At 66.9% G+C, this 19,496-nt stretch carries 23 protein-coding genes; 5 read left to right on the forward strand and 18 right to left on the reverse strand.

From position 1 onward, the window contains the following. Window positions 1-331 precede the first annotated feature (331 nt). Together ABD108_RS11675 and bcp are read right to left on the reverse strand one after the other, a co-directional pair. Window positions 332-1,477, reverse strand: coding sequence for an acyl-CoA dehydrogenase family protein (locus tag ABD108_RS11675; RefSeq protein WP_220659523.1), 1,146 nt, complete (start codon window positions 1,475-1,477; stop codon window positions 332-334). Window positions 1,478-1,488: 11 nt separating this feature from the next. Continuing rightward, window positions 1,489-1,962 (reverse strand): thioredoxin-dependent thiol peroxidase, encoded by a 474-nt coding sequence (gene bcp / locus ABD108_RS11680; RefSeq protein ID WP_220659522.1) that lies wholly within the window; start codon window positions 1,960-1,962, stop codon window positions 1,489-1,491. Between the two features lie 17 nt (window positions 1,963-1,979). Between bcp and ABD108_RS11685 the strand changes: the two genes are divergently transcribed. Next, window positions 1,980-2,354: a hypothetical protein gene (locus tag ABD108_RS11685; protein WP_220659521.1), complete on the forward strand. Its 375-nt coding sequence runs from the start codon at window positions 1,980-1,982 to the stop codon at window positions 2,352-2,354. Here the strand turns inward: ABD108_RS11685 and ABD108_RS11690 are convergent, their stop codons facing one another. Further along, window positions 2,355-3,221 carry a LysR family transcriptional regulator gene (locus tag ABD108_RS11690; protein WP_220659520.1) on the reverse strand — a complete coding sequence of 289 codons (867 nt, stop codon included), beginning with the start codon at window positions 3,219-3,221 and terminating at the stop codon, window positions 2,355-2,357. A 147-nt stretch (window positions 3,222-3,368) separates the two neighbouring features. On the opposite strand from ABD108_RS11690, the gene ABD108_RS11695 reads away from it, so the two are divergent. Continuing rightward, a complete protein-coding gene (locus ABD108_RS11695; protein WP_343930371.1) occupies window positions 3,369-4,688 on the forward strand; it encodes an NAD(P)/FAD-dependent oxidoreductase in 1,320 nt (439 codons plus the stop codon). Here ABD108_RS11695 and ABD108_RS11700 read toward each other — a convergent pair. Continuing rightward, window positions 4,629-5,849: a L,D-transpeptidase gene (locus ABD108_RS11700; RefSeq protein ID WP_220659518.1), complete on the reverse strand. Its 1,221-nt coding sequence runs from the start codon at window positions 5,847-5,849 to the stop codon at window positions 4,629-4,631. The two genes, ABD108_RS11695 and ABD108_RS11700, sit on opposite strands and share 60 nt — an antisense overlap. Before the next feature lie 108 nt (window positions 5,850-5,957). Here ABD108_RS11700 and ABD108_RS11705 point away from each other — a divergent pair, with 108 nt between their 5' ends. The 3 genes from ABD108_RS11705 (at window position 5,958) to ABD108_RS11715 (ending at window position 7,920) form a co-directional block, all read left to right on the forward strand. Beyond that, window positions 5,958-6,200 (forward strand): hypothetical protein, encoded by a 243-nt coding sequence (locus ABD108_RS11705; protein ID WP_220659517.1) that lies wholly within the window; start codon window positions 5,958-5,960, stop codon window positions 6,198-6,200. Window positions 6,201-6,358: 158 nt separating this feature from the next. Beyond that, complete coding sequence (locus ABD108_RS11710) at window positions 6,359-6,799, forward strand: hypothetical protein (RefSeq protein ID WP_220659516.1); 441 nt, start codon at window positions 6,359-6,361, stop codon at window positions 6,797-6,799. A 458-nt stretch (window positions 6,800-7,257) separates the two neighbouring features. Continuing rightward, window positions 7,258-7,920, forward strand: coding sequence for a tyrosine-type recombinase/integrase (locus tag ABD108_RS11715; protein ID WP_343930372.1), 663 nt, complete (start codon window positions 7,258-7,260; stop codon window positions 7,918-7,920). Window positions 7,921-8,507: 587 nt separating this feature from the next. Here ABD108_RS11715 and ABD108_RS11720 read toward each other — a convergent pair. The 14 genes from ABD108_RS11720 to ABD108_RS11785 all read right to left on the reverse strand — a co-directional run bounded on the left by ABD108_RS11720 (window position 8,508) and on the right by ABD108_RS11785 (window position 19,309). Further along, complete coding sequence (locus ABD108_RS11720) at window positions 8,508-9,368, reverse strand: PE-PPE domain-containing protein (RefSeq protein WP_343930373.1); 861 nt, start codon at window positions 9,366-9,368, stop codon at window positions 8,508-8,510. A gap of 60 nt (window positions 9,369-9,428) precedes the next feature. Next, entirely contained in the window at window positions 9,429-10,028 is a 600-nt protein-coding gene (locus ABD108_RS11725; protein WP_343930374.1) for a hypothetical protein, read from the reverse strand. Between the two features lie 10 nt (window positions 10,029-10,038). Beyond that, window positions 10,039-11,469 (reverse strand): hypothetical protein, encoded by a 1,431-nt coding sequence (locus ABD108_RS11730; protein ID WP_343930375.1) that lies wholly within the window; start codon window positions 11,467-11,469, stop codon window positions 10,039-10,041. Next, complete coding sequence (locus tag ABD108_RS11735) at window positions 11,469-13,415, reverse strand: phage tail protein (protein WP_343930376.1); 1,947 nt, start codon at window positions 13,413-13,415, stop codon at window positions 11,469-11,471. Before ABD108_RS11735 ends, ABD108_RS11730 begins: the two co-directional genes overlap by 1 nt. Window positions 13,416-13,624: 209 nt before the next feature. Continuing rightward, window positions 13,625-14,008 (reverse strand): hypothetical protein, encoded by a 384-nt coding sequence (locus tag ABD108_RS11740; protein WP_343930377.1) that lies wholly within the window; start codon window positions 14,006-14,008, stop codon window positions 13,625-13,627. A gap of 6 nt (window positions 14,009-14,014) precedes the next feature. Continuing rightward, window positions 14,015-14,386, reverse strand: a complete 372-nt coding sequence (locus ABD108_RS11745; RefSeq protein ID WP_343930378.1) for an HK97 gp10 family phage protein — start codon at window positions 14,384-14,386, stop codon at window positions 14,015-14,017. 11 nt (window positions 14,387-14,397) lie between these two features. Next, window positions 14,398-14,874: a hypothetical protein gene (locus tag ABD108_RS11750; RefSeq protein WP_343930380.1), complete on the reverse strand. Its 477-nt coding sequence runs from the start codon at window positions 14,872-14,874 to the stop codon at window positions 14,398-14,400. Beyond that, on the reverse strand, window positions 14,871-15,215 hold the full coding sequence (locus ABD108_RS11755) for a hypothetical protein (protein WP_343930381.1): 345 nt from the start codon (window positions 15,213-15,215) through the stop codon (window positions 14,871-14,873). The genes ABD108_RS11750 and ABD108_RS11755 overlap by 4 nt, the downstream gene beginning before the upstream one ends. Further along, window positions 15,215-15,550 (reverse strand): hypothetical protein, encoded by a 336-nt coding sequence (locus ABD108_RS11760; protein ID WP_343930382.1) that lies wholly within the window; start codon window positions 15,548-15,550, stop codon window positions 15,215-15,217. The genes ABD108_RS11755 and ABD108_RS11760 overlap by 1 nt, the downstream gene beginning before the upstream one ends. Then, window positions 15,550-17,097 carry a phage major capsid protein gene (locus ABD108_RS11765; protein ID WP_343930383.1) on the reverse strand — a complete coding sequence of 516 codons (1,548 nt, stop codon included), beginning with the start codon at window positions 17,095-17,097 and terminating at the stop codon, window positions 15,550-15,552. Before ABD108_RS11765 ends, ABD108_RS11760 begins: the two co-directional genes overlap by 1 nt. Further along, window positions 17,094-17,345: a hypothetical protein gene (locus ABD108_RS11770; protein ID WP_343930384.1), complete on the reverse strand. Its 252-nt coding sequence runs from the start codon at window positions 17,343-17,345 to the stop codon at window positions 17,094-17,096. Before ABD108_RS11770 ends, ABD108_RS11765 begins: the two co-directional genes overlap by 4 nt. Next, window positions 17,305-17,508: a hypothetical protein gene (locus tag ABD108_RS11775; protein ID WP_343930385.1), complete on the reverse strand. Its 204-nt coding sequence runs from the start codon at window positions 17,506-17,508 to the stop codon at window positions 17,305-17,307. The genes ABD108_RS11770 and ABD108_RS11775 overlap by 41 nt, the downstream gene beginning before the upstream one ends. A 5-nt stretch (window positions 17,509-17,513) precedes the next feature. Beyond that, window positions 17,514-18,191: a M15 family metallopeptidase gene (locus ABD108_RS11780; protein ID WP_343930386.1), complete on the reverse strand. Its 678-nt coding sequence runs from the start codon at window positions 18,189-18,191 to the stop codon at window positions 17,514-17,516. Then, window positions 18,188-19,309: a phage portal protein gene (locus ABD108_RS11785; protein WP_343930387.1), complete on the reverse strand. Its 1,122-nt coding sequence runs from the start codon at window positions 19,307-19,309 to the stop codon at window positions 18,188-18,190. Before ABD108_RS11785 ends, ABD108_RS11780 begins: the two co-directional genes overlap by 4 nt. Window positions 19,310-19,496: the final 187 nt, after the last annotated feature.

Below are 19,496 nucleotides of genomic sequence, written 5' to 3' on the forward strand. Positions count from 1 at the left end.
ACACTGCTCACCCCCAATGCCCGCTCCCTGCCGGGACGTCGCCTCCCCGCGTTCGCCCGGCCTCCCCGTCGCAGCTGGAGCGGGGAGGCCACGGCATCAGGGGGACACCGTCTCCCCGCCGGGAGTGGGGCCGCCGATTTCGTCCCCCGCGCCTCGCCGATTCCCCTGCATCGTCGTCCGTCCCCCGCGGGAGGAACATCGTGGGGTGGGGGACGAACCGCGGTGCACGCGCATCGGCGCTGGATGGGGGAGCGAAAGAGCAGTAGGGCACCGTCCGGCGTCCAGACGGTGCCCTACCAGCAGCTCATCAGAGCCGGAGCCTATCCCGCGGCTACAGCGCCAGATCGCGGCCGATGATCTCCTTCATGATCTCGGAAGAACCGGCCCAGATGCGGGTGACGCGGGCGTCCATCCACGCGCGGGCGGCGCGGTATTCGCGCATGTAGCCGTACCCGCCGTGCAGCTGCACGCAGCTGTCGAGCACGGAGTTCTGGACCTCGGCGGAGACGTACTTGACCTTCGCGGCGTCGACCGCGGTCAGCTTGCCCTCGGCGTGCGCGAGCACGGCCTGATCCACGTAGGCCTGAGCCATCTCGATCTTGGTCACCAGATCGGCGAGGAGGAACTTGTTGTGCTGGAACGAGCCGATCGACTGGCCGAAGGCCTTGCGCTCGCGGGCGTATTCGATGGTCTCGGCCAGGATCTGCTTGGCGTGCGCGACGTTCGCGACCGCCGAGCCGACGCGTTCCTGCGGCAGCTTCTCCATCATGTGCATGAAGCCGCGGTCCACCTCGCCGATGAGCGCACTGCCGGGCACGCGCAGGTCGGAGTAGAACAGCTCGGCGGTATCGGCCTCGGGCTGGCCCACCTTGTCGAGCTTGCGGCCGCGCTCGAACCCGGGCAGGGAGCAGTCCACGGCGAACAGCGAGATGCCGCGGGCCTTGGCGTCGGGGTTGGTCTTCGCCGCGATCACCGCGACATCGCACGTGTAGCCGTTGGTGATGAAGGTCTTGGAGCCGTTGAGGATCCAGTCGTCGCCGCTGCGCACGGCGGTGGACTTGATCGCCGCCAGATCGGATCCCGCGGAGGGCTCGGTCATGCCGATGGCGGCCACGGCCTCGCCGGCGGCGATGGCGGGCAGCCACTGCTGCTTCGCCTCGTCGGTGCCCAGGCGCACGATGTAGGGGGTGGTGATGTCGAAGTCGATGCCCACCGAGCTGGCGAAGGCCATCGAGACCGCCGCCAGTTCCTCCTGCGCAATGGCGTTGAAGCGGTAGTCGTCCGCCTCGCCACCGTCGTAGGCCTCCGGGATCTCCAAGCCGAGGACGCCCTGCTCGCCGAGGCCGCGCCACACGTCGCGCGCGATCAGCTTGTCGTCGATGTACTGCTCAGCGTTCGGCAGCACGTTCTTCTGCAGGAAGTCGCGCACGGCGGAGCCGAACTGCAGGTGATCCTCGGTGTAGATGGTGCGGTCCAAGACGGGTCCTCTCAGAGTTTCAGGTCGCGGCGCAGCTTGGCGACGTGGCCGGTGGCGCGCACGTTGTACTGCGCCACCTCGATCTTTCCGTCGGCGCCCACCACGAACGTCGACCGGATCACCCCCGTCACGGTCTTGCCGTACATCATCTTCTCACCGAAGGCCCCGTACTCGGTAAGCACCTGCTTATCCGGATCGGACAGCAGCGGGAAGGTCAGGCCGTCGCGCTCGGCGAACTTCTTGAGCTTCTCCGGCTTATCGGGCGAGATGCCGACGACGTCGAGGCCCGCGGCCTCGAAATCGGACAGGTTGTCGCGGAAATCGCACGCCTGCTTGGTGCAGCCGGGGGTCATCGCGGCGGGGTAGAAGTACAGGACCACGCGGCGCCCGCGGTAGTCCGACAGCGAGACGGATTTGCCATCCTGGTCGTCAAGTGTGAAATCTGGCGCGGAATCGCCCGCTTGCAGGCGCGAAGAGGTGCTCATACGGCTACCGTATCGCTATGGCCACACAGGATGACACGGTCGGCCGCGGCCGTGCCAGGATCCGCAATCTGGCGAGCGCTGCGCTCAACGCCGATGTCACCATCGATCAGGCGACCACCGTCCTCGACGGTCTGAGCCAGACGATGCAGGGCATGGACACCACCATGACCGACTTCGACGCGACTCTCGCGCGGGTGAACCGCAACCTCGACGAGTTCGAGCGGCTGCTGTCCTCCTTCACCGCGACTCTGGCCAGGGCGGATGCCGCGGTCGAGAAGGTCAACGCGGTGCTGGCCGGGCCGAACGCGGTGATCGCCGCCGCCGAGAAGGCGATCGCCGGGCCGGTCGACGCCGCCGGTGCGTTCGGCCGCCGCCTGTTGCATCGGGACTGATCACGACCGGCGATAGCCGTTCGACAGTCCCACCAGCAGCTCCGCCACCAGCGGGTTCGGCTCCGCGTCGGTGCGCAGCACCGCGGCGACCGGGAGCGAGAACCCGGCGCTGCGTCGGCTGACCACGCCCGGCTGCCGCGGGTCCTCGTAGAGCAGCGTCCAGCCGTCGGGGTGGTTGATCAGCTCCAGCGTCACGGGGTGCCCGTCGCGGATCTCGGGCCCGAGCGTGACCTCCAGCCCCTCCGCGGCGAACACCCGGGTCACTAGCTGGTGGAGCAGCACCTGCTCGTTCGCGGGTGGCAGGAGCAGCGGGTACTCCGCGAGCTCGGCCGCCGTGGGGGCGCGCCCGAGGGCTGCCAGCGGGTGCCGCTGGGCGAAGGCGATGAGGAGCTGATCCACCCACAAGGGTTCGAGGTACAGGCCGGGTTCGTCGACCCGGCCGCGGACCAGTGCGAGGTCCGCCTCGCCCGCGGTGACCGCGGCGATGCGCTGCGCGAAGGGCTTGATGAGGAAGTCGACCTCCGCCTCGGGGTGCCGTCCGCGCACGTCGGCGATCGCACCGAGAGCCGAGCGCGCGAAGGACATGTTGGCCGCGAGCCGGATGCGGTCGGGGCGGGGCCGGACGGCGTCGACGGCCTCGTCGCGGAGTCGCAGCAGGTCCCGGGCGCGGGGGAGTAGCACCTCGCCGGCATCGGTGAGCCGGACGGTGCGCCCCGCCCGTTCGAACAGGTCGGCGCCCAGTTCCTTCTCCAGGGCCGCGATCTGGTGACTCACCGCCGACTGGGAGACGAAGCAGCGCTGCGCCGCGCGGGAGAAACCGCCGGTGTCCGCCACGGCGACCAGGTACTCGAGCTGCCGGAACTCCATTCCTCCATAGTATGAGCAGAACAGATGGTTTGCATCGAAAAGTGTGTGGTGGAGCCCGTTGAAACGCTTCGAATTATCGACAAGAGTAGTGGCATAGGGAACGGAAAGGGCCGCCTACCAGGCCCGAGAAGCGGAAGGAGAGCGATCATGCGCAACACCCACGTCGTGGTGATCGGCTCGGGATTCGGCGGCCTCGCCGCCGCGAAGCAGCTGGCCAAGTCGAACATCGAGACCACCCTCATCTCGGCGAACGGCGAGCACCTGTTCCAGCCGCTGCTCTACCAGGTCGCGACCGGTGTGGTCGACGGTGCGCGGATCGCCCCGCCCATCGCCGAGGTCCTGCGCCGTCGTCGCAGCGTCGACGTGATCACCGGCTACGTCACCGCGGTCGACGCCGACCGCAAGGTGATCACCTACGCCACCGACGACGGTATCGAGCAGATCGGCTACACCTACCTGATCGTCGCGGCCGGTGCCGCGCAGGCCTACTTCGGTCACGACGAGTGGGCCGAGCGCACCTTCGCGCTCAAGACCCTCGACGATGCCAAGGCGTTGCGCGAGCAGGTCCTCCGGGCCTTCGAGGCCACCGCGGACGACGTGCTGCGCGACTTCGTCATCGTCGGCGCCGGTGCCACCGGCGTCGAGGTCGCCGGTCAGATCGCGGAGCTCGCGCGGACCCATCACGGGGGCGCCGAGGTGCGCATCAACCTGGTCGAGGGTGCCGGTGACGTGCTGCCCGTGTACGGCGGCAAGCTCTCGGCCTTCACCCGCGCCACGCTGGAGAAGGCGGGCGTGAACGTGCTCACCGACACCTTCGTCACCGCGATCGACGACGGTGCTGTCACCGTCAAGGACAAGACCGGCGCCGAGCGCACAATCGCGGCGGGCACCGTCGTCTGGTCGGCCGGGGTCAAGGCCAACCCGCTCGCCGGTCTCCTCGCCGAGGCCACCGGGTGCGAGACCGACCGTGCCGGAAGGCTGCTCATCAACCGCGACCTCACCGTCGGCGGTCGCGCGGACGTCTTTGCCCTGGGCGATATGACGAACCTGAACAACCTCCCCGGACAGAGCCCCGTCGCGATGCAGCAGGGCCGTCACGCCGCCGACATCATCCGCGGCGTCAAGGGGCCGGGCACGCACTTCCGCTACCTGGACAAGGGCAGCATGGCGATGATCGACACCCCGAACGCGGTGATCGATCCGCCGATGAACCTGCCCAAGCTCACCGGATTCATCGCCTGGGTCGGCTGGCTGGCCGTGCACCTGTACTACCTGGCGGGGATGGGCAACCGGATCGTCGTACTGCGGGACTGGTTGCGGGCCTTCGTCGGCAACGGTCGTCCGGGCTTCGCCGAGGCGGAGCGGACCGTCGAGGCGGACGAGGCCGCGCGGACCGACGAGGCGGCGTCAGCCGACCTTGGCGTTGCCGGCCTTCCAGACGGACCACGGAACGTTCCAGTCGCCTAGCCCGTCGGCCCCTTCGAGCACGGGGCCGGCGGTGTCGGTCACCTTCACGATGTCGCCGCGCTTGGTGTTCTGCATGAACCACAGCGCGTTCTCGGTGCTCACGTTGAGGCACCCGTGGCTCACGTTGGTCACGCCCTGCTGGCTCACCGACCACGGCGCGCTGTGCAGGTAGATGCCGCTGTAGGACATCTGGATCGCGTAGTCCACCTGCGTGCGGTATCCGTTGGGGGAGTTGACCGGAACGCCGTAGGTGGACGAGTCCATGATCATGTTCTCGCGGTGGTCGCCGATCATGTAGGTGCCGTTGGGGGTCTCGTTGCCCGTGCCGCCCATCGAGGTGGGCATGGTCTTCTCGAGCTTGCCGTTGCGGGTGACGCGGACGATCTTGTCCTTGTCGGAGACGGTGGTGATCACCTCGTCGCCCACGGTGAACTTGGAGGACACGTCCTTCTGGCCGAACAGCCCGTTACCGAGGTCGACGCCGTAGATCTTCACGTCGATGTTCACCTTGGTGCCGGGCTTGAAGAAGCTCTCGGGGCGCCACCGCACCTCGGACTGGCTGATCCAGTAGAAGGCGCCCTCGACCGGTGGGTCGGTCACGATCTTGATGGCGCGCTGCGCCGCCAGGCGGTCGCCGATCTTCTCGTCGAACTTCACGCCCACGGTCTGGCCGATGCCGACCACCGAGTTGTCCGCGGTGGACAGGTAGGCCTGGGTGAGGCTGTTGGGTGATTCGGTGGTGAAGGTGGAGTTGGCCACGTTCACGCCGCCCACGCCGTTGGCCTCGGCCCGTAGCTTGTACTGCTTGTTGTAGCCGAGGGGCTCCGAGTTCTGCCAGCTGCGACCGTCGGGGCTCAGTGCGCCCTGCACCTGCTTGCCGTCGGGATTGGTCACCACCACCTTCGTCAGCGTGCCGCCGGCCACCGAGACCTTCACCGGCGCGCCCGGGGCCACGCCCACCGCGCCGTTCTTCACGCTGGCGGTGATCTGCGGCCGGAGCAGGTCGAAGAAAGGGGTGGAGTCGGTGATCTTCTGGTCCGCGGGCGGGAGGGGCAGTGCGTCGTTCGCGGTGCTGGTGCACCCCGCGAGCAGCGAGACCGTCGCAAGCCCCGCCAGAGTGGCGGTCAGAGCGCGGCGAGACGCGGGACGGCGGAAACGCATGAAGAACCCCCGGGGTTGAGCAGAAGCGATCGGCGGACGGCAGTGAGACCGATTGCTCCCGATTCTAGCGGCGGCCCGGGGCGTTGTCGGAGGCGGTACCGTGCGGGTATGAGCGATGACAAGGCTCCGAAAGGGCCCTGGGACGACCGCGGCTACAACATGCTGGCGATCTGTATCGCGCTCGGCGCGGGCGTCGGTGCGGCGCTCGGAGTCGTGCTGGACAACACCGGCCTGGGCATCGGAATGGGGATGGGCATCGGCGTCGCGATCGCGGCGGCCTTCGGATTCGGCGCCGGCAAGTCGGACGACGACGAGCCCGAGGATCCCGACGGGGCCGAAAAGGGCAAGTAGGAAGCCTGGGGAGAACGCTGCGGTGCACGGGTGAAGTGAGGTGGCCTCCCCAGGCTCACCGAGGAGCTTACCTTTGCCAAGCTAATAATAGAAGGGTCAAGTGCCGCTCCGGCAACATGACGATGAATCGATAGTCCATGATCTGACATAGTGGTTGGGTGGGGAGCGATCAGTACGGCATTGCGGCGTTCGTCGTCGACGCGCTGGCCGCCGCCTATCTGATGCCGCTGTTCGCGTGGCTCGGGGTCGCCCGTGCTGATAGCAAGCTCTATTCTCCTCTGCAGGCGATTCAGCGAGTGGGCCGGCGAGGCTTCGTCGGACTCGGTTGCTGCGCGCTGGGACTCGGAGTGGTCATCGGCCGGATAACCGTGCCTCTCGCCGGGGTCGCGATCGTCGTCGGAGGCGCCGTCGGTATCGGGCTCGTCGTCCTGAGTCAACGCCTGCCAGGTGCCTCATACTCGGAGCCGACTGGTTGGCGTGCGGTGTGGCGCTTCACGTTGGTGGTCGGCATGGTGATTGTCGCGCTCGTCGGCTGGATCGCCTTCGCTGCGGCTTCGGAGGCTGCAGGTGGTGCGTTCGGAGACCCGAAGAACTGGTAATCGTCGGTTATCAGGCATGGCGGTCATCTTTGCGGGCGGACCGACGGTCACACAGGAGCGTGAGCGTCGTGAACCTGTCAGTGACCCCGGTAACGCGAGAAGGCCGGGCATCTGCCCGGCCTTCTCAGTGATTGTGCGCCATCAGGGACTCGAACCCCGAACCCGCTGATAAGGGGTTTGCGCAGGTCACATGGGGTGAACTGGGGGAGTTTCGTGCAGCATAGTGGTTACCTTCAAGTATGTTGCAGTGAAATGTTTCACATGCTGGCTGCTGTTGTCCTTGTGCTAGGTATTGAGTTATGACAACCACATGGGCAACAGCAGTCACAGAGTTTACAAAGTACCTCACCGCTATCGGTAGGCCAGCCACGACACGCGAGCTTCGGCGCTATCACGTCGCGAACTTCGCGAGTTCAATCAAATCTACTGGGCCTCAGTCGATTACTACCGATCACCTCGTGGAATGGCTGGCGAACGAGGGTTGGCAACCAAACACGCGGCGGGCGGCACAGGCAAGCCTGCGGGTGTTCTTCGGATGGATGCATGCAACCGGGCGGCGCGGCGACAACCCTGCGGCGGTGCTACCGCGAGTCCGTGCGGTGATGGGTCGCCCCCGTCCGTGCCCCGACCTGGCGGTGAAGCGAGCCATGCGAGACGCGGGGGAGCGTGAGCTGTTGATGTTGCTGCTCGGCGGATGTGTCGGACTGCGGCGTGCCGAGATCGCCGCGTGTCGCGGCGATCACGTGGAGCAGACCTTCTTTGGATACGCCTTGAAGGTGCTCGGCAAGGGCGGGCGGGTCCGTATGGTCCCGATCACCGACGACGTGGCCGAAGCAATCCTGGCCCGCGGGCAAGGGTGGACGTTCCCCGGACAGGTCGACGGACACCTCTCGCCCGCCTACGTCGGCAAGCGGGTCTCGCGCCTGCTGCCGGACGGCTGGACCACACACACCCTGCGGCACCGGTTCGCCTCAGCCGCATACCTTGCAGAGCGGGACATCCGCGCCGTGCAGGAATTGCTCGGTCATGCGAGCGTGGCAACCACACAGATCTACACCGCCGTGCCCGATGACGCGAAGCGCCGAGCAGCCCATGCAGCGTCAAACCTCGACGCGGTGTAACACCCGACGACCTTCAACCGATTACCTGCACAACCGAACCAGATTCCCAAGGAGGGAACTATGCGTCGCCTTGCCCTAGCCCCAGTGATTGTCGGCCTCGGCGTTCTCGCTGCCGCATGCGGATCGAATTCCGACGATGCGACGCCGCCGAGCAGCGCCCCGGCTACATCGAGTCTCACGAGCGCCACGCCGTCGGTGCCAGCTCCCACGACGCCGAGTGTCAATCCGCCGGCACCTGCGCCCCCGGCCGTCGAGACGCAGGCGCCCGTGCCGCCTACTCCCGCCTACGTTCCGCCGACTCAGCAGCAGACCTATACGCCTCCGGCGCAGCAGGCTCCCGTGCAGACGCAGCAGCAGGCCCCGGCGCCCAAGCCACAGGCGCCAGCACCCAAACCGGCCGCCCCGAAGCCGACGACCGAGTACGCCCCGCCTCCGAAGAATGGTGGGATGCCGGTGCCGGATGTCCGTTACCCGTACTGCCAGCCGGGGCAGAACCCCCAGGTTGAGAGTTGCGTCCCGCGCTAGAGCAGCGATAAGCGAGGCCCCGACCGAAACGGTCGGGGCCTCGCTCATTTTGATGAGAGGGTCTAGCGCCGCGCACCCCAGTAGTTCAGGTGGTTGGTCGAGTGCTGGATCGCGGTCAGGTTCCCGATGATAGGAGCCGTGTGGTAGCTGATGTGCGGCCCGGTGCCCTGGCCGAAGAAGATCGCGGCCTGCGTGACGGAGGCTGCGAGCCGGACAGCCGTGCCCAGGGGATCGCTGATGCCGTCTCTGATGATCTTCTGCACGATGCTCTGGTCGTTGAGTCCGGTGACGATGAACTGTGCGATCTCGGTGGGGTTGATCCCGAGGTGGGTGGCGGGCTCGTAGACCTCATCGATGTAGCTGTCGGGGTGCATCACGGACGAGTACATGTCGCCGGGGTTGACGTAGTCGAACCAGTCGATGGGGCCGGTGTCGTGCAGGTTGAACTTGCTGATGCCCGATCCGGGCTGGATTGCGCCTTTGTCGAAGGTGCGCTGGTATCCACGGCAGGGGTTGCCGAAGGTGTGGCCGAACAGGATGTCGTTCTTGCGGTGCTGCATGTCGCCGCGCAGGATGCGCTCTGCGACGCGCGAGATGACCTCGCCGCCCTGGCTGTAGCCCAGGAGAGCGAACTTGCGGCCGGGGTTGTTGTTGATGATGCCGATGACATCGTTGACGCCGATCTGAACCGACTCGGCATAGCTTGGGCGGGTGATCGCGTCGAACGGCGGCGTGCCGCCACCCGCGACCGGCCCGAAGCTGCCCGGGTAGTTGCAGTAGATCACGTCCCACGTCGCCCGGTTCAGATTGTCGGTGACGAGCTTGAGGAGTCCGACCGCCTTACGGGGGCCGGGGATGACACCCGAGTTCCAGGCGATGTCGCCTTCCCAGGTTCCGGGGACTGCGATTGCGAGGTGCGTCATGTGAATGTGTTTCCTTTCAGGGGGTTTGGCTTCCGGGCCGGTCGGCTCGGAGCCTTCGGGCTAGGCGGTGGCGGATACCCACTGCATGGCTAGCCGGGTCTTTATGGCGCCCTGTTGGGTGCCTCCTGCGACGAGGGCGGTGCCGCTGGTTTGGTAGAGCTGCACGGTGAGTTGCGCTCCTACCGGGAGGGGGAGCAGGACAGAGATTTGGCTGACCTGTTCGAGGCTGGTGGTGGTGCCGGGGCGTACGTCTTCGGCGACGGTTGTGCTGTTGCCTTGGGCGTCGAGGGTGACGAGTTTGATGACGCGGTGGCCGTTGGCGTTTTTGGTGTCCCAGGGGCAGACGGCCGTGACGAGGTACATTCCGGCTTTGCGGACGGTGAGACGGTCGGCGGAGGCTTGCGCGCCGCCGGGGCTGTTCTTGTCGTATTCGACGGTGCCGTTGAAGAACAGCGTGTACAGGCCCTGGTTGTCGTAGCTGTAGGCGGTGTTCTGGAGGATCGACGCCATGGGCGCGGCGGGCGCCGACGATCCGCCGCCGAGGGTGGGCAGGATCGCTTCGAGGCGTTCGGCGAGTAGCTTGGAGACGGTGTTGAGGACGCGGGGGTGTTCGTTGCCGAGTGCGTAGGGAAGGGCGTATTTGGCTGTGGCGCCGGGCATATCGACTCTCCTAGGGGACGGGGTAGATGTTGGGGTCGGAGACGTAATAGAGGTCGTCGAAGCTCAGCGAGTCGTCAAGGTCGTCGATGGTGACCCACTCGGGGAGCTGGCCGAAGTTGAACGGGGTGTGCCCCGCTGGCAGGGGCAGGGTGGTGGGCGCGAGGTTGACGGTGAAGGCCCAGCGGCCGTTGCGGTAGGCGATGCGTCCTCCGGCGGGGTGCCAGACGGGCGGCTGGCCGGTGGCGTTGGAGAACGGGGAACCGGCGAGGACGACCATGCGGATGGTTTGCGCGGGCATGGTCATCGATTCGAAGGTCGACCAGTCGGGGATGTCGCCGGTTTTCGCTGTGTCCCATTCGATTTGAGGGTGCATCGGCTTGCGGCCGTCGCCGGTGACCATCTTGCGTACGTCTTCGATCACGGGGTCGACGGCCCTGCCGTCGATGAACCAGGAGTCGAATTCCAGCCGTGAGGGTGGGCCGTCGTTTTTGACGGTGACGTTGGTCTTCCAGTCCTTGTTGTTCGGCTTGTCGAACCAGTTGCAGGTGATGTGCGTGATGTCCTGGATGGTGTTGGCGGACAGCGTGACCTTGCCGGATACCTGGCACGCGCCGATGTACGCGGTGGGGTAGGGCTGCTTGTCGATGTCGGCTTGGGTGCCGGTGGTGTCAGTCCAGGGCGGCGGGTACAGGCGAATCTTGCCGGTGCCTTTGCCGTCGGCGCCGCCGGGGAGGCGTCCGAGTTTGAGGGTGTACGGTCCCCAGGTGGAGCCGGTGGGGATGCGGTTGATGGTGTTGCGGGAGGGGTTGTAGCACCATTGGTCGGCGAAGCTCTTGTACATCTCGTCCACCATGTCGCGGGCGGACTTGTCTTTCGGGTCAATGGATTTGACGGTTTGGCCGGCGAATCGGGATTCGAAGTACATTTCGCGGATGCCGAGCGGTGCGGCTTGGTTGCGGATTTTCACGGCCCGGTTCTGCATGGACTCTTCGGGCAGGGTGATCCCGGCGGCGAAGTTGATGTTGCCGAGGAATGCGGAGCGGTCGGCGGCCTGGATGGTGACCAGCCAGCCCATGGTGTTGCCTGCGCTGGTGGGTTTGACGGCCATGTCGATATCGACGTTGGTCGTGAATCCTTGGAAGATCGAGCGGTCTCCGGGCTTATCGCCCTGGTGCTTGTAGATGACGTTGACGCCGCGTCGCATCGCGCGTTGTTCGTTGATCTTGGTCAGCCAGGTTCCGGGCCAGGGCTCCCAGAGCTGGAAGGACAGCACGGCCGGTTCGGGCTGTGCCCACTGGTCATCGCGCCCCCAGTCGATGCCCAGTTCACCGAGGAGGGTGGGGCGGTCGAGGGCGAACACCTCGCGCCCGCCTGCGGTGACGGTGGGCTGGCAGGACAGGAACTCGCCGTCGATAGCGATGACGGGGATGGGGTTAACCATCAGAGCACCACCGCCGGAACGCGACCTTGCGTGCGGTCGGTGCGGCCGACGGCGTACCCGACACTGGATGCGACCTTGTTCGCATCCACGATGCCGGAGCCGTCCACCTGGACCTTGGTGGACTGGTCGTAGTAGTTGTTGACCATCACCGGGGCGGCGCCGCGCAGGTTCGGCGCCGGGGCGCTGAACGCTCCGGGGGCAGCGGTGATGGTGCCACCGCCGACACCTGCGTACCGGTGGGCGATGATCGTCGCGCCGTCACCGAGCTCGAATATCGAGGACAGCCACGACGGCGGCGAGGGGAAACTGATATTGCCGATCGCGCTGATCAGGCTTTGCACCCAGCCGATGACGGTCTGTACGGCGGAGCCGATAGCCGAGACGGCGGAGGCGACCGCCTGGAATGCTCCGGTGCCGATCGCACGGAAGGTATTGAACACGCCGATAGCGATGTTGATCGCACCGGATATGACGGAGCTGATCACGTTCGCCGCGCCGGAGACAACAGCGGTGATGCCTGCCCAGACAGCGGACGCGACCGATGCGATGAGATTCCATTGCGCGGAGATGAACGAGACGGCGACCGAGACGATGGACTGCACCAGCGACATGGCGGCGGAGAAGATCGCCGACACGAACGCGCACATCGTGTTCCACGCGGTCGTGACGAACGAAACCATCGCCGCCCAGATCGTTTGAAACCAGGTGGTTTTCGTGGCAATGAGAACGATGACGGCGATGAGCGCGACGACGGCGAGCACTACCCAGGTGATCGGGTTTGCCAGCAGCGCGGCGGTCCAGGTCCAGGTGGCGACGGCGGCGACCCGCATGCCGGTGGCGACGGTGGTCAGCGCGGTCCCCAGCAGCGGCATGAACGCCTGGATCGCGCCGAGCGGCCCGAGGATGGTAACAACGGTCCGCAAGGCCACGAACCCGTTCGCCAGGCCCATCACGGCGCTACCGACGGCGCTCACGGCCGGGGCGAACTTCATCGCGGCGGAGAACGCGGTGATGCCGATCAGGGCGGCGGGCAGCGCGGGGCCGAGAGTGTCGACCAGGGTCGCGGCGAACTGCGCCAGCGGAGGCAGCACGGGGGCGATAGCGGAGATGAGCGTGGCGAAGCTGCCACCGAGCGTGCCCAGCGCGGGCGCGAGGTTGGCGAACGCTTCGGCCAGAGCGGGTCCGGCGTCGCGAGCGATCTGGCTCAGCGGCGGAGTCAGTGCGGTCACGGCGGCGCCGAGACTGGTGAAGATCGCGGCCAGGGACGGTCCGGCGGCGAGCGCGAGGTCACCGAACAGCTTGACCACGGGGCCGGCGAGGTCGCCTATCCCGCCGATCAGCGTTTTGATCATCGGCGTGTAGGTGGTGATCAGCTTGTCAATGGGCAGGTTCCCGATCCACTGCCCGACTTTGCCGATAGCGGAGCCGAGTTCGCCGCCGATGATCCCGGCGGACTTGGAGGCGTTCGCACCGAAGGAGATCATGCCGGTCACGAGCTGGTTCAGACCCGGCGCGAGGGTGGATACGAATGTCCCCGCACCTCGGGTGAGAGCTGCCAGGCCGCCGGTGTTGCGTTCGACGGTCCCGGCGAGGCCGTTGAATACCCCGGAGATCGTCCCGGCGAGCCCGGTCATGGCCGGGGTGAGTGAGGTCGCCACCCGGCCGAGTGCGGTGAAGCCGGGGATCATGTCGGTGGCGAACCGCCCGGAGACCGATTGTTTGAGCTTGGTGACGGCCGGGACCGCCTTCTGTGCAGCCTGTTTCACACCGTCGGCGCCGAGCTTGATCGCCACCAGCGACGGCACGGCCAGCGCCGCCGCCCCGGCCAGCCCCACGCCCATCACTCCGGCGGCGATACCGACCTGACCGACCGCCGCCCCCGCCACCGACGCGGCGGTGGCGATAGCGGCGATCTTCCCGGTGGCCTTGGCGACCCGAGAGGACATGCGCTCAGCGTCGGCGGCGGCTTTGCGGAATCCGCTGCTGTTCGCGGCGGAGACGATACGAACGGAGACAATCGCTGTCCTACCGGCCATGACGCATGCCCTCTCTTGGATCGGTTGGGATGGTGGCTATTTCGCTGCTGCGGCTTCCGCCTCGCGGTCGGCCTCTTCGATGACCGCAACCATGGTGGCGATCATCTGGTCGTCCTCGGCTAGAAGGACAGAGGGGGCGATTCCGGTGCGGACGGCGAGGGCGGCGACGAGATAGGCGGCGTCGCCGCGGTCGTAGGGTTCGGCAGCATCGGCACCGCCTTGTTGCCGTCGGCGTCGACGGTGACGGTGGTGAACTCGTCGTCGTCGATTTCCTCTTCGGTGACCTCGGCGGTCTGCAGACCGAAGTCATCCCAGGTGCCGGTGAACTTGCCCTCGCGGCGGGCGGCGGCGAACGCGATGTAGTTCTGTGCGAGCAGCGGGTCGTCTGCGATGGCGGGCCACTTGGCCTGACGGCGCTTGTGACTGAACGCAACCTGGTCCGCGATGATCGTCTGAACCTGGTACTTGGGCCCGGAGACGGGGTTAATGATGATGGTAGACATGCGGTTTCACACTCCTCGTATGTTGTCGATGATTCGGTCGATATGGGCGTCATAAACCTGGAGCCACGCCGCCTCCGATGAGCGAGCGGCATCGGAGAGGAACGGCTGCGCGCGGATGCCACGGGCTTCCCATCCCCAATGGATCGGTCCGGCGTAGGGGACACTCGCCCGTCCGGCGCGCACCACACCCGCCCGCTGTGTGGCTCCGGTGCGCACCGATGCTGCGAGCCGCCCTGTGCGCCGGGGTGGGCTTGCCGCGCTCGCGACCACGGAGGCCGCTGCCTTGTTGGCGTCGCGGAACTGACTCATGTCCACCCCGGCCTGGCGCAGGGTGCGTTGGAGCCGGTCAAGACCCTCGACGCGCACCATTGCTGCCATGACCGGGCCGCTTATCCGGCGGGGGTGGTGTCTTCGAGGGCGGCGGTATCTGCCGGGGTGAAGGTCGGCATGCCGACGGTGCCCCACTCGACCTCGCTGGTGTTGCGCTGGCCGACCTTGCCGCCGAACTCAATCGGGTCGACCACCACAGTGCCGGTGACCTTGGCAGTGGTGGAGGTCTTGTCGGGGATGAAGGTGAACCGCACCTCGGCTCCGGCGTTACGCCAGGACCAATCGATCATCCCGTCTTTGAGGATGTCCTGGTACGCGGTGAACTCCACCTTCGGCTTGTAGGTGCGGGCACCGTTGACCTGGCCGCCGCACAGCGTGGGCGTGGGGTCCTCGGAGTCACCCTCGGCGGAGAACTTGATATCGGTGATCTGGCACGAGATGTCCAGTCCGACACCGCCGGAGGTGGGTGCTTCGAGTTCGAAGGTGCCGGGGCCGAGCGTGTGCAGGGGCCGCTTGGCGGGGGTGGGCGAGGTCATGGTGCGTACCTTTCGAGTGGGATGATGAATCGGAGTCCGAGCGTCGTACCGTTTGGGGCGAGTGTCGCTGTGAGCGTGGACATGTCGGGCAGGCCGTCGAGTTTGCCGACCATCGTCGCGAGCTGGTTCAGGCTTTGCGGCCCGCCCTGGTCCCCGGCCAGCAGCTCGACGGCGACGAACACATCCGCCTCGCCGCACAGGGTCGGGAAGTCGATCCGTTCGAGTTCGACCAGCGCGGCGGGCAGGTTCATGTTCCGGCGGTCGGTCTCCGCGTGCAGGTGCCGCGATTTCAGCTCGGAGGTAAGAGCTTTCATCGCTACCGGAATCTGGTCGGCGCGCATCAGATCGCCTTGGGCTTCATGAACCGGTCCAGGCCGAGCAGCATCGACATGTCGGGGTCGTAGCGCGGGAAGTACATCGGCCCGTACGCCCCATCCACGGTCATCGTGTCCGGGGAGTTGCGGCGGCGATGCCAGCGGGCGACCGCCGCCGCCGCGCCGAGCGCCCGATGCGCAGGCCACTCAGTGTCGAGTTCGAGGCCGTGGTATTCGAGCATGATGTCCGCGATAGCGGCGATCCGCGGCGCGATGTGCTCGTACCCCTCGTCACCGGGCGACAGCTTCAGCTCGGTAGCTGCCGCCTCGGTGAGCGAGGTTGCGGTGACGAGGACGGGCATCACTGACCAGCCGGTGCAGGCGTCGGGGCCGGTGCGGTCCAGGAAACCTTCTTCAGACCCTCGGGCTTGTTGAGGATCGCGGCGGTGTACCCGAACAGGGCCGCGTCGAAGCCGCCCTTGGCGATGTGCGCGGCCTGCGCACGCAGCGGCGAACCGGGCAGCTCAAAGAACGATGCGGCGCTCTTGGCGCCGACAATCGCGCTGCCCTGGGTGACTGTGCTGCTGGTGGTCCACTTGCTCGGGTCGCCCAGCGGGGCGATGTTGCCGTAGTGCGGAGCTTCGAGCTGCGACACGTCGAGCAGCAGCTCCAGATCGAGCGGGTTGACAATGGCGAACGTGGCCGGGGTGCCGATGCCGTTGGTGTCGTTCTCACCGATAGCCACCGCCGCCGAGCTGATCGCCCGCACTGGATCGGTGTAGGGGCCGCGACCGGTGTGCGTGGTGGCGTTCGCGGTGAGCCATGCGGCGAAGTCGAGGTCGGTCTCCATCGCGTAGCTCTCGGCCATCGCGCGCCAGTATTCGGCGATGAACTCGGTGTCGTTGAAGTCGAGGAAGCTACGGTCGATGTCGTTACCACCGGCCCACGGCTGCGCCTTGATCTCCTCCGGCTCAGTCGCGGTCGGGAAGGACGGGATGTCGGTCTTGTTACCGGCCCACTTCGCAACGCCCGGCTTCTTCGTCCATCGCCAGCCCTTCGCCACGCGGTTGCGCAGCGGCTTGTTGGTCAGCAGCGGGATCACGCGGCGCTGGTAGGTCACACCGCTCCACAGCTGCCCGAGCCAGTCAGGGGCAGAGATGTCGGGGTGTCCGGCGTTGGTGATGTCGACCAGCTCGGCGGTGATCAGCGACATGTCGCCGCCTGCCTTGCGGGCCTCGATGAGCTGCCGCACGACCTCCTCGAACTCCAGGACGGGTGCGGCGGAGGGGACCAGGCCGGCGAGCGGCGAGGGCACGACCGCCGGAGTCGGAGTCGGGGCCGGTGCAGGTGCGGCGGCACTGGTGGCGGGTGCTCCGGCGGGGGTGGTGTTGGCGAGGGCATCCGCGCCGGAGGTGTCCTGCGCGAGGATCAGGGCGGCGGGCTGCTCGCTCGCATCCACCTGGTGCGCTGGTGCGGCTGTGGTGGCCTGGGTGGGGGTCTGGGTGGTGGTTCCGTTGGTCACTTCGAATACCTCTGCTTTCTGGAATGCGGGATAGGGGACAAGCGCCACAGCTTTGAGGACCGCTGCGGTGATGACGGGTCCGTTGCGGGTGACGGGCTCGACTTCGACGGAGAACCGGTTGCGGACGGTCAGCGCTTCGATGAGCGCTTCGTCGCCCGCTGCGGTTTCGGGGATGGTGAAGGTGGCGTACACGCCGGTCTCGTCCGCGTGGAATGAGGCCAGCACGCCGACCGGACCGCCTCCGTGGGTGCTGTGATCGCGCAGCAGCTTGACCTTGGTCAGGTCGTTGGGGACATGTAGCGAGCGGTGGTCGAAGACGACCGGGCCAACGTTGGTCTTGCCGTACTGCCCGTACGGGAGGATGCGACCGGTGATCGTGCGTGTCACGACAGTTCCTCCTCGTCAGGTGATCGGTGCTGGCCGATGTAGGTCGGCGGGGTCAGTGGTGCGGGGTCGGTGGGCGGGGTGCGGCGGCCGAGCCGTTCGAGTTGCGTCGCGACGGCGGGGACGGCGAGAACTCGGGTCAGCGCGCCGGAGATCGCGAGAATCGAGGCGACGAACGGAACTGTCTCGATGCCAGCGGCGCGTGCGATCTCAGGCAGCGCGGGGACGAGGGCGAGAGCGGTGATGAGCACCGATCGCAGTGTCGCCGCCCAGGGGCGCGAGGTTCGCACGCTGGACGCTCCTCTCCTCATTGGTGCGGTTGACATGTGATGCGGCGGTGGCGATCCATGCGGTGAGCACGAATGCGGTCAGGACGATCCCGGCGATGATCCCGGCGATGAACAGCAGCGCCATGCCGATCACTGCTCCTTCCCCGTGGTGAGCCGGAAGGTGGCGGCGTCGATCAGCTGCACGTTCGTGGGCAGGTCGAACTTCTTGGCCGGGTCGATCAGGGACGGGCGCGGCACACACACGGCGGTGTGCAGCTCGCGCAGCATCCTGCGGTCCTCGTCAGTGAACATGTCATCTCCATTCGGTAGTGGCTTCGGTGCGGGGGCGTAGATGCCGAGGTAGCCGCCGCGCAGCTTCGCGGCGAACGTGTCGTTGCGGGCGTCGCCCTCGCGATAGGCGAGCTGGTAGTGCATTTCGTCGGCGAGGTCCCAGTCGGCGCCCCAGAACACGCGGCCCTCGAACAGGCGCAGGCCCTCGCGGACTTTGGCGATCTTGGCGGCGGGCATCACGCGCTGCCCCCAGGGGTAGCGGGGCGCGTTGAGGTCGATGCCCGTTCCGGCGAGGTGATTGCTGCTAGCCACGTTGTTGTCCCGCGACCAGCCCCAGATCGGGGAGGTGATCTCTTCGACGTTGCGGTCGTACCAGTACATCCAGGCGCCGAGGATGGTCAGCGGCGCGCCCTTGCGGATCGGGGCGGTGTCGGTGAGGAACAGGCCGGGGATGCGCACGATGTCGCATTCGTCGCGGTTGCACATGCGCCACCCGTTCTCCGAGTACGTGTTGCCGTAGGCGGTGCGGAAGCTCATGCGCTCTTCTCCTGCGTGCTGGTCTGATCCGCTGCCGGTGCGGCCGGTGCCGGGGCGGGTGCGTCGTTGTCGTCGGGGACTTCGACGGACTTGTTGGCGACATCGAGCAGGGTGGTGGTGTCGAACTCGATGCGGGTGCCGCGTGGGACCACGGTGTCCAGCCCGAGGGCTCCGGCGACGGCGCCCATGTAGGGGGCGAGGCCGTAGTCGACCAGCTGCCGGTTGCGTACGTCGGCGTTGCCGTAGTTGATCGAGCCTCCGTTGCCGTCGAGTCCGGCGTCGAGCATCGAGGCGGGCACGCCCATCAGGCGGGCGACCTCGATTGCGGCGGTGTTGCGGCCAGCGATGAGCAGGGCGGGATCGACGCGGCCCATTTCCTTGACGTCCATGTTGCGGTTGGAGACGACAGCGCGGCCGTCACCGGCCATGCGTGCCGTGGCGAAATCGGTGGACAGCCGTTCCATTTCGGCGTCGGTCATGGGTGGGCCGTCGATCTGCTTGAGCAGGTATTGCGAGGCGGGAACGCGGCCGGACTTGGCGGCGGCGGCGTTGAGGGCGATGGCGTGATCAATCGCTGTGCCGCACAGTCGCAGGATTCCCTCGTTGATACCGGGGATCAGCACCACGGACGCGGCATCGACGGGAGCTCCGTCGAAGTGGATGCGGCCGTCTACGAAGTCCCACCGTTCGAACGGCACCCGTTCGGCGGCGAGCACCGGGCCGAGACGTTCCTCGCTCGACGGCGCGCCGCGCTGGACTGCCCACAGGGACCAGCCGTAGAAGATCAGATCATCGACGGTCCACAGCATCCGGTTGAACGGGCCGACCGGCCCGTCGGTGCGGGAGAGGAAGCCGGGCTGATCGACCAGCGCGGTTTCGCCCTTGTAGGCGACCATCGGGCAGCGGGCGATGTTCGCCGCGATCAGGTCGCGAGCACGCTTGACGGCCGGGACCGACAGTGCCCGCTCACGGGTGAGTGTGACCGGTGCGTCGGGCGGCGAGGCCAGCGGCAGAAGGTGATTGGGGCTAGCGAACGGGCTTTCGTACGGCATCGGTACCGCGCCCGCCGCTGCGGCGGGCAGGGCGAGCGCTTGCCGGATCGTGTCGATGAACCCCATGGGAGAAAACGTACGAACGGTTATCAGATATTCTCGAACGCTTGGCGTACTGCATGGCGTAGGCGGCGCCCTGTGCGTCGTCGTGGACGTTCTTGAGATGTGTTGCGGCGGCGAGCCATACGTGTGCCGGGGTGGTGTGTGAGGTGCGCCAGTTGCAGCGGGCGCACACGCCGACGGCGCTGCCGGT

Source organism: Tsukamurella strandjordii (assembly GCF_039525985.1).
GTDB classification, from domain to species: Bacteria; Actinomycetota; Actinomycetes; order Mycobacteriales; family Mycobacteriaceae; genus Tsukamurella; species Tsukamurella strandjordii.

Bases quoted from the DNA above. Each gene is read 5' to 3' on its own strand.
- ABD108_RS11695 (WP_343930371.1), top strand. From the start codon at position 3,369: ATGCGCAACACCCACGTCGTGGTGATCGGCTCGGGATTCGGCGGCCTC.
- ABD108_RS11725 (WP_343930374.1), bottom strand. From the start codon at position 10,028: ATGCCCGGCGCCACAGCCAAATACGCCCTTCCCTACGCACTCGGCAAC.
- ABD108_RS11755 (WP_343930381.1), bottom strand. From the start codon at position 15,215: ATGCGCGCCGACCAGATTCCGGTAGCGATGAAAGCTCTTACCTCCGAG.
- ABD108_RS11735 (WP_343930376.1), bottom strand. From the start codon at position 13,415: ATGTCCTCTCGGGTCGCCAAGGCCACCGGGAAGATCGCCGCTATCGCC.
- ABD108_RS11780 (WP_343930386.1), bottom strand. From the start codon at position 18,191: ATGAGCTTCCGCACCGCCTACGGCAACACGTACTCGGAGAACGGGTGG.
- ABD108_RS11720 (WP_343930373.1), bottom strand. From the start codon at position 9,368: ATGACGCACCTCGCAATCGCAGTCCCCGGAACCTGGGAAGGCGACATC.
- ABD108_RS11745 (WP_343930378.1), bottom strand. From the start codon at position 14,386: ATGGCAGCAATGGTGCGCGTCGAGGGTCTTGACCGGCTCCAACGCACC.
- ABD108_RS11785 (WP_343930387.1), bottom strand. From the start codon at position 19,309: ATGGGGTTCATCGACACGATCCGGCAAGCGCTCGCCCTGCCCGCCGCA.
- bcp (WP_220659522.1), bottom strand. From the start codon at position 1,962: ATGAGCACCTCTTCGCGCCTGCAAGCGGGCGATTCCGCGCCAGATTTC.
- ABD108_RS11700 (WP_220659518.1), bottom strand. From the start codon at position 5,849: ATGCGTTTCCGCCGTCCCGCGTCTCGCCGCGCTCTGACCGCCACTCTG.
- ABD108_RS11775 (WP_343930385.1), bottom strand. From the start codon at position 17,508: ATGGCGCTGCTGTTCATCGCCGGGATCATCGCCGGGATCGTCCTGACC.
- ABD108_RS11740 (WP_343930377.1), bottom strand. From the start codon at position 14,008: ATGTCTACCATCATCATTAACCCCGTCTCCGGGCCCAAGTACCAGGTT.
- ABD108_RS11730 (WP_343930375.1), bottom strand. From the start codon at position 11,469: ATGGTTAACCCCATCCCCGTCATCGCTATCGACGGCGAGTTCCTGTCC.
- ABD108_RS11760 (WP_343930382.1), bottom strand. From the start codon at position 15,550: ATGCCCGTCCTCGTCACCGCAACCTCGCTCACCGAGGCGGCAGCTACC.
- ABD108_RS11750 (WP_343930380.1), bottom strand. From the start codon at position 14,874: ATGACCTCGCCCACCCCCGCCAAGCGGCCCCTGCACACGCTCGGCCCC.
- ABD108_RS11685 (WP_220659521.1), top strand. From the start codon at position 1,980: ATGGCCACACAGGATGACACGGTCGGCCGCGGCCGTGCCAGGATCCGC.
- ABD108_RS11690 (WP_220659520.1), bottom strand. From the start codon at position 3,221: ATGGAGTTCCGGCAGCTCGAGTACCTGGTCGCCGTGGCGGACACCGGC.
- ABD108_RS11705 (WP_220659517.1), top strand. From the start codon at position 5,958: ATGAGCGATGACAAGGCTCCGAAAGGGCCCTGGGACGACCGCGGCTAC.